This window comes from Hahella sp. NBU794, assembly GCF_050749805.1.
Classification (GTDB): Bacteria; Pseudomonadota; Gammaproteobacteria; order Pseudomonadales; family Oleiphilaceae; genus Hahella.
Window position 1 is genome coordinate 3,163,203 of the sequence record NZ_CP192738.1, and the last position, 12,074, is coordinate 3,175,276.

General features: G+C 53.7%; 10 protein-coding genes. 8 read left to right on the forward strand and 2 right to left on the reverse strand.

Annotation, left to right across the window (positions count from 1 at the left end; genetic code table 11):
• Positions 1 to 48: 48 nt before the first annotated feature.
• Positions 49 to 1,290, forward strand: a complete 1,242-nt coding sequence (locus ACQYWX_RS14110; RefSeq protein ID WP_431689242.1) for a hypothetical protein — start codon at positions 49 to 51, stop codon at positions 1,288 to 1,290.
• A gap of 35 nt (positions 1,291 to 1,325) precedes the next feature.
• Here the strand turns inward: ACQYWX_RS14110 and ACQYWX_RS14115 are convergent, their stop codons facing one another.
• Positions 1,326 to 2,045, reverse strand: a complete 720-nt coding sequence (locus ACQYWX_RS14115; RefSeq protein ID WP_431689243.1) for an SDR family NAD(P)-dependent oxidoreductase — start codon at positions 2,043 to 2,045, stop codon at positions 1,326 to 1,328.
• Between the two features lie 148 nt (positions 2,046 to 2,193).
• A complete protein-coding gene (locus tag ACQYWX_RS14120; protein ID WP_279506480.1) occupies positions 2,194 to 3,111 on the reverse strand; it encodes a LysR family transcriptional regulator in 918 nt (305 codons plus the stop codon).
• Between the two features lie 553 nt (positions 3,112 to 3,664).
• Here ACQYWX_RS14120 and ACQYWX_RS14125 point away from each other — a divergent pair.
• The 7 genes from ACQYWX_RS14125 to ACQYWX_RS14155 all read left to right on the forward strand — a co-directional run bounded on the left by ACQYWX_RS14125 (position 3,665) and on the right by ACQYWX_RS14155 (position 11,770).
• Positions 3,665 to 4,807: an NAD/NADP octopine/nopaline dehydrogenase family protein gene (locus ACQYWX_RS14125; protein ID WP_431689244.1), complete on the forward strand. Its 1,143-nt coding sequence runs from the start codon at positions 3,665 to 3,667 to the stop codon at positions 4,805 to 4,807.
• 19 nt (positions 4,808 to 4,826) lie between these two features.
• A complete protein-coding gene (locus tag ACQYWX_RS14130; protein ID WP_431689245.1) occupies positions 4,827 to 6,212 on the forward strand; it encodes a Y4yA family PLP-dependent enzyme in 1,386 nt (461 codons plus the stop codon).
• Between the two features lie 55 nt (positions 6,213 to 6,267).
• Positions 6,268 to 7,332: a PLP-dependent cysteine synthase family protein gene (locus ACQYWX_RS14135; protein ID WP_216736188.1), complete on the forward strand. Its 1,065-nt coding sequence runs from the start codon at positions 6,268 to 6,270 to the stop codon at positions 7,330 to 7,332.
• An 85-nt stretch (positions 7,333 to 7,417) separates the two neighbouring features.
• Positions 7,418 to 8,326 (forward strand): DMT family transporter, encoded by a 909-nt coding sequence (locus ACQYWX_RS14140; protein WP_279506487.1) that lies wholly within the window; start codon positions 7,418 to 7,420, stop codon positions 8,324 to 8,326.
• 252 nt (positions 8,327 to 8,578) lie between these two features.
• On the forward strand, positions 8,579 to 9,448 hold the full coding sequence (locus tag ACQYWX_RS14145) for a hypothetical protein (protein WP_431689246.1): 870 nt from the start codon (positions 8,579 to 8,581) through the stop codon (positions 9,446 to 9,448).
• A 242-nt stretch (positions 9,449 to 9,690) separates the two neighbouring features.
• Positions 9,691 to 10,560 carry a hypothetical protein gene (locus tag ACQYWX_RS14150; protein ID WP_431689247.1) on the forward strand — a complete coding sequence of 290 codons (870 nt, stop codon included), beginning with the start codon at positions 9,691 to 9,693 and terminating at the stop codon, positions 10,558 to 10,560.
• A gap of 55 nt (positions 10,561 to 10,615) precedes the next feature.
• Entirely contained in the window at positions 10,616 to 11,770 is a 1,155-nt protein-coding gene (locus ACQYWX_RS14155; protein WP_431689248.1) for a hypothetical protein, read from the forward strand.
• The last annotated feature ends 304 nt before the right edge of the window (positions 11,771 to 12,074 follow it).

A 12,074-nucleotide genomic window follows, 5' to 3' on the forward strand; every position in this document is an offset into this window, starting at 1 on the left:
TGGCGCAGATCGCGCACTGTCCGATAAATACATTAGAGATGGTATCCCGTGACGATTCCTTACGACGCTATACACGCCCTCAAAGCTGAAATCGAAAACAATATCGAGACTGCGGTCAACGCCTTCCAAACAGATTTTGCAGCGACGCTGACGACGATCAGCCGTCAGACTTCCCCGATATATGACTTTCTCAATAACGACGAATTATGGACTGACGACATTGACTGGGATATCCGCGCGGAGTTGAGCAAAGAGTGTTTTACCGCTGTCGAAAACGGGCTGCACGCCTTCTGCGATACGCTCATCGCCAGGGCGAACGCCTCGGAGACGTTCATGCAGTCGCTTCATGAGCATATGGCGGAGACAGAACGGGACTATCGCTATTACCTGTTTGCGAATATGAGTGACGAGACGACATTCTCCATGTTGCTCGACAAACTGACGCAGCAGCTGGAAGTGGAGGATCACGACTATAGTTCCGGCTGGCTGCCCACGTTGCATGGCTGGGGGCGGAAAGCGGAATACGCGGGCAGAGTCACAGCGTTTCTGGAAACCAGCTTTGAGCGGCATTTCGAGTACGCCAAAAGAGTGCGCAGCGAAAAGTTGAACTCCTATGGCTTCACGCCATCGCTATATCATGAAACCAACAAAGGGCTGGTAGGCGCTCTCGCTATGGCGTACACGCGCCACCACATACCCAACGCGACCGATATCTTGTTAGGGGTGTTGCAGAAGGTCAGCGATGACGACGCCTCCTATGGGTTGAACTGCAAGACCGGCCCTGTGGCGATCGCGCTTTCGCTGTGCGGGTATGCGGGGGACGTGAGCGTATTGGAGTCCTTCCTGGAAAGTTTTGAGTGGCGTTATGAAGGCGCGCAATTCGTCATGGAAGCCCGCTATGCGTTGTGGATGATCAAACGTGACGCAGACGGCGCAGCGGCGTTCCTCGGGAATCCCGAAAATACCAAGAATCTGTCATACGCCGCATGCGCCATCGCCGACCTGGACGCCAAACAGTATTTGCCGCTAGTGGAGCAACGCTTCGCCGATATCGACAAACCCGTCGCCAAAGAAGTCTTTAAAGAAACCATTACGCGGCTGCGTGAGCAGACTTCTGCGCCGGCGCTGTCAGACCGCATGATTTATCTATTTGGCGAGACGGATAGAACGGAAGTTTTGCTGGGCGGCGATTATTCGGGGGAGTTTTACAGCCGCGCCAAGGCTGCGTCGTTGGATAGCGCCATCATTGACTTCACGGAAGAAGACGATGACTCGGCGGATATTTTTTAGGGAGCGCTATCCTGTTGTCAGTGGTCTGCGGGGCGTCAAAACGGAATCTCGCTACCATCCCAGGCGAATAGTTTGCCGGTGTCTTCCGGGCGCAATCGTTCGATAACCTTCATGAGATGTCCAGCGGCCTGGTCTGGCGTAAAAAGCCGCTGTGGCGGGACGCGCTCCAGAAAGGGGGCGGAGAGGGCGCTGGCGACGGTACCAGGATGCAGACCGACGACAATCGCCTGTTTATTACGGCGCGCCACTTCAATGCTGGCGGTTTTGAGGGCCATATTCAGGGCGGCTTTAGAACTCCGGTAAGCATACCAGCCGCCTAATCGGTTATCGGAAATGCTGCCGACTCTGGCGGATAAGGCGGCGAACACCGCAGGACGGCTTGGATGTAAGAGGCCGAGGAAGTGCTTGGCCACCAGCATCGGACCAATGACGTTGGCGAGGAAGCAGGCTTCAAAGTTCGTTCTTTCCAACTCTTTCAGCGCCTTCTCAGGTCGCATAGTCGCCGAGTGCAAAAGACCCACCGCCACGATCACTCTATCTAGTGGGCCCGAAGCGGCGGCGATCTCCGCAGCCCGTTGAATGGATTCCTCATCGCTAAAATCCAGGCGACCTGACTGGATATTGCTTTGCTCCCAAGTGCGAGGTGAACGGGAGAATGCAAACACCTGGGCGTCGGGCTCGCTGGCGAACCGATAGGTCAGGGCGGCCCCAATAGCGCCGGAAGCGCCGACGATAACGATGCGGTGTTGAGTCATGTTGGGCTGTCTGTTTGAGGCTATTGCAATGTTGTTGGCGCATACAGGGAAAGATACGCAGAGGACGACGGAAAGGTTCAGCGAAGGCGGTAGAGGCGGTAATGCAGTGCGGCGGAGAGAGGGCGAGGAAGAAGGACCGTGATCACAGCTATTCGGCTGTCACGGCCTCTTTGTTCAAGATGCGCGCTGGCTGACTATTGGTCTCGCGGGTGATCCATTGCAGCAGTGTTTCATACTCCCTGCTGTCCCGTAACGAGGGGACGCAGGTGAGCTTGTAGCCCAGGCCGGTCTTCACGGTGCGGGAGAATACGTTGATCAATTGTCCATTGGCCAGCTCACTCTGCACATAAAGCACATCGGTGATGGCGACGCCGCTGAATTTCACGGCGGCGGTGATGGCGGATTCCATGGAATCCATGATGAGCATACGGTCTGAGCTGATTTGCGCGCCGGGCAGGCCGGTGTGGGAGAAATATAACTCCCAGTCGGACATGGAGGGGTTGGGGCTGATGAAATTCGCCTGATCCAGTATTTCCTGATCGGACAGCCCCCGTAATTGCTCGTAGTAGTCTTTGGAGCACACTGCGACCAGATTTTCTTCATAAAAGAACTCGTCGGACGGCTCATCGCAAAAGATGATGCCCATATCGTAGTGTTCTTTCAGAAAGTCAACGGAATGACGCCAGGCGGTCGTCACCTTCAGGTTAAGCTCGGTTTCCTCACGAATGCGGCTGAGACGCGGCAGCACCCAGCGGATAGCGAAGGTGACTGGCACTTTGATCTCGATAAAATTCTTTTCGTGGGGAATGCCGCAGGCGCCGCGAATGATCTCAAAGGCCTGGGTGAGTTGTTCCCACAGACGCTGACCGCTTTCGGTCAGCTGCACCTGCTTATTGTTTCTCACCAGCAGCCGCTTTTCGAAATGCAGCTCCAAGGCTTTGATATGCTTGCTGACCCCGCTGTGGTTGATGCACAGTTCTTCTGAGGCTTTAGAAAAACTCTGGTGGCGGGCGACTGCTTCAAAAACTTCCAAGGCTTTTAATGAAGGCCGTGAGTTACTCCTCATACATCCCTCCTGGAAAAAATATCACAGCGATGTGCAATATAATCAATTTACTTTTTTGAGTCGATTAAAATATCTTTTTCTAAATAAAAACAAATTGTAACGTTGCTTTTTGCATAGTACTGACAAGGTTGTCACTGTTCGCGGCGACAGGTTTTGTTCTCGGGATGCGGCGATTTAATCGGCGCAGTGAGAGGCGGACCGTCGGCCGGATAGGTGTGTCGTCATGCCGTTTATGGAGGGGTTTCTCCTGGGCGGCCTGGTATTTCAACTTTTCCGTCCACGCACCGCTTATTTTGTCGCTGGTTACGTGGATGGAGGTTTGGAGGCTTGTGACACAACGGGCGTCCAATCCCGACATCATCAACGATTTTCCAGCGTAGGACGCCCTGGCCAGGGGCGCACATGGAAAGCCCGCCGCAAACCCGGACGTTGCAGGCAATTGCAGGACCCGGCACAGAGCGATATAACGCAGCAACGCCAAGCGTAAGGTAACGCGTTTGACCTGACAAACCCGTGTTCCAAGTCAAGAAGTAATGGAAAGGAAGTTCGCAATATGAATATCGTAATCATTGGCGGGGGCCAACAAGCCCACGCGCTTCTGGGTATCTTCGCCTCACGAGGGCAGGAAGTTTCGATGCTGACCCGGAAAGCCCAGGAGATAAACGAAAGACTGGGCGCCAATGGCCAGATTGTCGTATCCACCCCCTATGGAGAGGATCTGCACGCCAAGCCGGTGCGGGTGACGGACAATCCCGCTGAAGTCATACCCCAGGCGGATCTGATTTTTATCACCAATCCCGCTAACGATCGTCCCCGCGTATTGGCGCAGATCGCCAATCTGATTTCCGAAGAGAAGGTCGTGCAGCTATGCGCGATACCCGGTTGGGGCGCTTTCGACTGGATGGTGGATTATCACATCGGCCGACGCTCCAATGTTTACGCCTGGGGCATCAAGGACACGCCGGTAATGGCGTCCCATCTTGTGCCTGGCCAGAGCGTGAGCATTCTCGGATTCAAGAAGGAACTGTTTTACGCCATTTCCAATCCAACTCACATCAAGGTGGAGCTGGCTAAGAAAGCCCTGGAAAAACTGTTTTACCAGCCTGCGAGCCGTGCGGAGCACTATATTGAGCTGAGCGCCTGCGCGGGCAATCCGATTGAGCATTTGCCTATCCTGTACTCCCTGGTCGGCCCATATTCACAGTGGGATGGCAGACCTTTCAAAGAGCGACTGAGCTTTTATGAAGATCTCACCGAGTTCGCCGCCTATCTGATCAAGAAATGCGACGAAGAGCAGCAGGCCATTCTGGCGGCGCTGAAAGAGGTGTATCGCTCCGATTTCCCGTTTGCGCTGCCGCTGCACGAAGACATCGTAAAAATATACGGCAGACAGATCACCAATCCGCGCACGCTGTACTCCACCTTCCGCACTAACCCTGCTTACGCGGGCATTAAGATACCCATGCTGACCTGCGAAGGCGGCTTTGAAGTCAATCGTCGCCATCGCATCTTTACGGAAGATGTGCCTTACGGCATGGACTTCTTCCTGGAAGCCGCCAGAAGGCTGAACGTCCATACCCCCATGCTCGCTGAAATTCGTGATTGGGCTTATGAATACTGCGGGGGCTTTGAAGACAATATCACAGGTTACTTCCCCTCCGGTTGGCCGCAACGTTCTATGGCGTTGGTGCGTTAACCAGGGGAGCCGGGAAGTAATGGTGACAATTAAATCATGCCGGAGGGATGGCGTGAGGGGAGAGGCTGCGCCATATCTGACGCCGTTGATTCATCCCCTGACGCAACATGTGCTGGGCTCCGATCCAGCTCGTTTAAATGCGCTGATGGATGCGCACGGCTCGCCCGCGCATCTGATGTTTCCGCAGATATTTGAAGAAAATCTCTACCGTTTTCGGCGGGTTTACGCCAACGCCGATATTCGCGGCGACGTGCTGTATGCGATGAAAGTCAATCGCTGCCACAGCTTTCTCAAGGCCGTCGCGATCAATGGCGCGGGAGCGGACGTCTCCAGCCTTTTTGAGCTGCAGGATGCGCTGGCTGCCGGCGTCGAGGGCGAAAGATGCTCGCTATCCGGAGCCTTTAAAAGCCCGGACTTTGTTGAACTGGGAATGAAGGCGGGGGCGATTATCGCCATTGACTCCGCGGAAGAATTCGAGGGGCTGCAGGCGTTGCTGCTGGCCTCTAGCCAAGGCGATAAAACCCGTATCAAGCTGCGTTGGAACGGCGATGTCGGCGCCAGTCGATTTGGCATGAATAGCGAAGCGCTGAGGGCTCTGGCGGACGCGCTGAAGCCGTTTCGGCATCGACTGGAACTGGAAGGCGTCGCCTTTCACCTGGGCGGCTACTCCATCCGTCAGCGGGCGGAGGCGCTGGCGGTATCCATTGAAATGATTCGCTACTTCCGTGGATTAGGCTTTGACGCCAACAGCGTCAACATAGGGGGCGGTTTTCCGACTCGCTATATTTCCCGAGGCTCTTGGGAGGCGTTCCAGGGTTACAACGGGCCTCATTACTATATGGATGGCCGCTCCCCAGACAATTTCTATCCTTATTGGTCCCCTCGCGTAAAAGAGGAGGCGCTGGAGGATATTGTGATGGCCTGCGGCAATCGTGAGCGTCTGCGCCAAGAGGGTGTGGCGCTATATGTGGAGCCGGGACGAGGCCTGGTGGATCAGGCCGGAGCGACCCTGTTTCGCGTCAAAGGCGTCAAACGTTTGGAAGCGGGCAAGCATGTCATCGTTGTCGACGGTTTCAGCTTCAGCGCCTGTGAACCCTGGTTTCAATCAGAGTTTCTGGTGGACCCGATCGTGATTGGCGCGGGCCAGGGCGATACGGGCGTCGCCTATATCGCAGGCGGTAGTTGCCTGGAGTCGGACGTACTGACGAAGCGGTGGATTCCTTTCAAGAATCTGCCGCAACCGGGAGATTGTCTGGCCTTTGTAAACACCGCCGGTTATCAGATGGATTTAATGGAGACCCGTTTTCACCGTGCGCCGACACCGCAAAAACTTGCATTAATCGCAACCGACGACCATGAAGGAGGGCATGGCGATTGGTCATGGCGATTGGATGAGTCGTTCTGAGCAGTTTCGCAATCAGGACTGGAAAGCACTGATATATAACGAATAAGGAATGAACATGATTAAAACAAAGGTGTCGGAATTAATCGGCGAAACCCCTCTACTGGAGCTGCCTTTGCAGGATTGCTCCTGGAAATTGCTGCTGAAGCTGGAGAAGTTCAACCCCGGCATGAGCATGAAGGACCGTATGGCCCGCAGCATGATCGAAGCGGCGGTGCGTGAAGGCCGTTTGCAGCCGGGCGGCGTTATCGTGGAGTCGTCTTCCGGTAACACCGCGACGGGGCTGGCCCTGCTGGCCGCGGAAATGGGCTTTCGCTTTATCGCCGTGATGGATCATCACGCCGCCGCTGAGAAAGTCATGGCGGTGAAGGCCTACGGAGGAGAAGTGCATATTGTCAAAGGCGACTACGCCGATGACGAAGTGGCGACGGTGGAAAGAGAGCTGACGGCGGCGCGTCTGGCCAGTGAAATTGAGGGCGCCTGTTTTATGGATCAATCCAATAATCAGGCCAATCCAGGCGGCTACTCCAGCACCCTGGCTCATGAACTGATACGCGACACAGACGGCGTCATCGATGCGCTGGTGGCTTGCGTTGGCACCGGCGGCTCCATCACCGGCGTGGCCTCAGCGCTGAAGACGTATCGATCCGACATTCGCATTTTCGGCGTGGAGCCAGTGGGGTCAGTCGTGTTTCGCAAGGAAGGCGGACCTTATTACCAGTCCGGCACTGGCGTGCCCCCGGGGGATTCCATTGGCGCGGCGTTTCGCCGGGAACTGGTGGATTACGGCTATCAGGTGACGGACGCGGAGGCGTTTGAAACCTGTCGCTACCTGGCGCGTCAGCGCGGGTTATTGATTGGCGGTTCGGCGGGAGGCGCAGTGTATCAGAGCGTCAAAATCGCTCAGAACCTGAGCGGAAGCGGGACGATGGTCTGCATCGTCTGTGACGGAGGAGAAAAATATCTGCCGACAATTTTCAATGATGAGTGGATGAGCGAGAGGGGACTGTTCGAGCCGCGCGTGCATCAGGAGTTAAACCGCTGGCTGAGGCCGGCCTTTTCCGGGCGGGTCAACAAAGCCCGAGCGGAGGCGGACGCCAGAGCGGCGAGCCTGTGTCTTTGACGCAGGCGTGACGCGATGCGGTTTGGGGCGTTCACAAGGGGGTGAACGCCGAGCGGTCAACCGTGGATAAAAAAGGGATACCAAAATGGAAAACACACAAAATAGCAAAGCCATGACGTTTGTTTTTATCGCTGTCGTCGCGGGCACAGGGATGGATGCGTTCGTTAAACAGGTGGGGGAAGAAGTTGATACATGGCAGTTGCTGTTTCTAAGGTGGTGCTTCGCTGCGCTGCTTTTGATACCCATGGCGGTAAAAGAAGGCGCGGGCATCTTCGTCTGGAAGTCGCCGAAGGCGCATTTGATGCGCGGCGTGCTCAACTGCGTCGCCTCCTTTCTATTGTTTTACTCCCTCGCCAACCTGCCGCTGGCGGTGGTGGTGACGATTTTCTTCGCTGAGCCTCTGTTCATCGTGCCGATTTCCGCGCTTTGGCTGAAGGAGAAAGTGGCTCCGGGACATTGGCTGGCGACCCTTGTCGGCTTTATCGGCGTGTTGCTGATCGCCCGCCCCAGCGGCGACTTCACGCCCCTGGAAATCATCTATCCGTTCGCCGGCGCCCTGGGCTTCGCCCTGTTGCATATTGGCACGAAGAAGTACGGCTCCGAGGAAAGTCCCATCAGCCTGATGTTCTGGCTGGCGATTCTGACGATTCTGATGTCGGGCCCCATGGCGGTGGCGGACTGGTCGCCGGTATCGCTGAAAGACTTTTCCTTTATCGGCCTGATCGCCGTGCTGGGCTCAGTGTATAGCTACTTCTGGATCGTCGGCCTGCGTATCGGCAGCGCCGCCATCGCCGCCCATATCAGCTATCTCTCTTTACCGTTGGCCTACCTGATCGGCTGGGCGTTCTTCGATGAAACGCCAGATATGTACACAATTCTGGGCAGCGGAGTGATCTTCCTGTCCGTGCTCATGGTGTCTGTGAAAAACGGAATGAAGCTCCCGTTTCCAAGGGCCCTGCGGCGGGGCAAAACCTACGACGCCAAAGCCTCCTGATCGCGCCCCGGGTCCAAGAGACCCGGGAAAACCGATGATTTTACTGACTTCTATCATCAACAGCTGAAGCGCCCTGTATCGCCCTGATGCTTTGCGACGTTAAGGCGCTCAAGGCAAAGTTCTCACAGGAATTCAGCGCATTCCACTAATAAAACGACCGATTGACCCTGCTGTGCCTCATCTCTAGTATCCCTGATTTCAACATTTAGTAGCCTTTTTTACGTTTTACGCTGACAAAACACCAAGTACCCCATGTTAAAACGCTTATTCGCCTCCCGTAGACGTCCCTACATTCCAGGGTTAAACACACCTGAAGTCATCGAAATTGATTTAAGCTGCACAAAACTACGTATGCAACTGCCGCCTCATCACGATTATGAAGGGTTTGAAGCAAGGCAAGCTCCTATTCCCCAGGTCAATATTTATGACCCGTCAATCTATCGTGACAGTACATTTGGAGATCCGTTTTCGAGCTCTGTCTTCATTAAGCGGGGTTGGGAGTATTACGGGCCGATATGGCGCATGCAGCCAGTAGCCTCCACTACCTTTATTGCAGTGGTGGAACAGGTTAACTGCTTGCCGGAAGGAATGAGTTGCTTTAACCCCAGTCACTTGGAGCAAGCCTTGTTGCGCTTATGTTATCGGATGGGGCCGGAGAAGCCACGACAAGCTGTAAAGCGCGCGCCGATAAATTGGGCGATCAGACAGTCGGGCGATACTTTATGGGTGCATTATGAAATCCACAAAGATATGAGCAAAATCCATGTGCCTTCGCCTTTCAGCGCGAGCGAGTACTCCAGCTATGTGGTTACTCCCCTGGATGACCGCCATTATCTTCGTCTGATGTTCCATAACTATGGTTATGCCCCAGTGGAGCAAGCTATCATGTGTATGAACGCCTTGCGGGACAGAGTTTGTCGTCATATCGAGCTGGAGTTCAGTCTCTCTGCTCGAACTCAGATGGAACAGGCCCGGGGACGCTGGCCCGATGCTCGGATCTCATCTCAGCGGGATCCAGAAAACTGGGTATACCCGAAATGGCGCGATGGGGATTTCGGCAAAGGAGAGCCTGATATAGTTATCCTTAAGCCTGGCTCACCTCCTCCTCCTTTTGTCCCCTAAGTAAATTTGCTCGCTGGAAACATCTGAAAAAACGTACCTGTGCGAGGGTTAAACGCTGCACATTGTTATCATTTTACATGACCAGCAATTCACACGTTGGCCCACGGCCGACAAAACATAAGTAATATGGACGATTGACCCTACTAGAGCCCGTCTCTAGTATTTGCGATACCCTTCATTCTAGTGAGTAGCCTCTGTCGCTTATGCTGACAGGGCAGAAATGGATTAACGCCAAATATTCTATGCTAAAACGCTTATTCGCCTCCCGCAGACATCCCTACGTTCCTGGCTTAGACAAACCAGAAAATATCGAAATTGACTTAAGCGGCTCCAAACTGTGCTTGCAACTACCGCCCCATCACGATTCTGATGGATTTGAGGATTTACAAGCGCCGATTCCCCGAGTCAATATTTACGATCCAACTGTTTATCCTGAAAGCACAATTGATGATCTGTTTACCAACACCTTGTTTATTAAGCGAAACTGGGACTATTACGGTCCGTTCTGGCGGTTGAGGCGTTTGGGGTATACGACCTTCATTGCTGTAGTGGAGCAGGTTAACTGCCTACCGGAGGGGATGAGTTGTTTTAATCCCCATCATCTGGAGCAGGCTCTTGTGCGTCTATGTTACCGCATGGGGCCAGAGAAACCACGACAAGCTGAAAAGCGGGCGCCCATGAATTGGGAGGCCCGGCAATCAGGCGACACATTATGGGTGCATTATGAAATCCACAAAGACCTGAGCAAAATCCATGTGCCCTCACCGTTCAGTGCAGCCCAATATTCCAGTTACGCCGTAACCCCCTTGGATGACCGCCATTACCTTCGCTTGATGTTCCATAATAACGGCTACGCTCCGGTGGAGTACGCCATTCGGCATATGAACGCTCTGCGGGACAAGGTCTGCCGCCATATCAAACTGGAACTCAGTCCCTCCGCCCGAGCCCAGCAGGAACAGGCCCGACAGCGCTGGCCTGATGCCCGCATTTCACCCCAGCGGGAGCCGGAAAACTGGATATACCCGGAATGGCGAGATGGTGATTCAACTAGGGGCGAGCCAGATACAATTATTCTTAAATCTGGCACGACGCCGCCGCCTTTTGTTCCATAAGTATATCTGATCACCGGAAATCATCTAAAAAACGATTTTAAACGAGGAGAAAGCTGTGTCTCTTAAGGACCCACAATGGCCTGCGATAATCACTAAAGAAGAGGACCCCAATGTTCAGCGCAATGTGCTGATCAAAAAGCGGAATTATGACAACTGGCTTAGGATCAAGCGCCAGCATCCCGGGAACTTTTACATGACCAGTATGTACCGGGCTATCTATACGCTGGCGGTGACTCCCGGCGCTCAGACCGGTGCGATGAAACAACAGGACTTTGGGGCTATTCGGATGCAATACAGTATTGAGCCGAACGGTGATGTCAAAGTGCTGTGGTTATGTATCGATGAAAGTCTTCAGTCTGTCGTTGAAAATACGCCCGGACTATACAAGGTTGATTGGGATGCTGAAGCGAGTGATTGGAAAACGGACAATAAGCCGCAAGCGGCGATGAAGCTTCAACATCAGTGGAGTGGCGCCCATACCGCAGCGGTGGTGGGTAAGTTTGCAAACAAAGAGGAAGCTGGTCAGAAGATCTTTGTCCATATCGCCAACGCCTACTCCGTGGCCTTCAGTCCAAACACAGTCAAACAGGCGGGCAGCCACTTTTCCCTGGTCTGGCTGAATAATGATTTCAACAACCAGCAGTACGTGAAAAACATAGTCTCCATGATTCAGAATGCGCAAAAGAAAAACGCGAATATTCGCTGGCTGATTCATGGCGAAGGGGCGGGCTCTTTTGTAAAAGCTCTGGAAACTATTCAAAGTAACCCTCTTGCCAATAATGTAATTGCCGCCGGGAATAAGTTGGAAAATCAGATTGTGTATTTTTCCAACCCACGAGGGAAAAACACCACGGAAAAAGCGTTGAAAGACCTGTGTGAAAAAGTGGGCTTGCACTATGCTGGCGTTCAGGTTAATCCTACTGATATTTTAGGTAACAAAGACGCTCGTCAAGCATTTATCGCGGAAATGGAAAAACTTGCGGCAAAGTCTATTGTCTCTGGAGTGGGCGGGGCTGCGGGCTACACAGTGCTTGAGAAAAGCTATGAAATGTTCTCCTCCGCCAGTAGTATTTTGGCCGCGGTTTTTTTTGGTGTGTCTGGTTACGTATTAGCCAAGGAAAGTGCGGGCAAGTTCAGCGCGTACGCCCGGAATGTACCAGGATTTGTTTCCACTGCCTTTGGCAAAGGCAACCAGGAATGGAAGGGGTGATGAAACCCTTCCATAATCATCAGTCGTTCTCAGCTCAAGCGTATTAATCAATTCCGTTTGTTTTGACTCGGTAGTTGTAATCACGGATTCAGATAATTAGCTACACCCGCCACATCACGTTCGCTCGGCTGCTGGGTTGCCAAGAGGGGCATCTCTTACGATTGGCTCCCTTGGGCCGAGACGTTTCTTTGTAGGACAACGGCTCCTAAACCCCTCTGATCACGCAGGGGGGCTTTCAATTACATGTGAAATCAGACTGCCGGGCGACTTTGTTTTGCACAAAGTATCGTGTCCACTGGGCTGA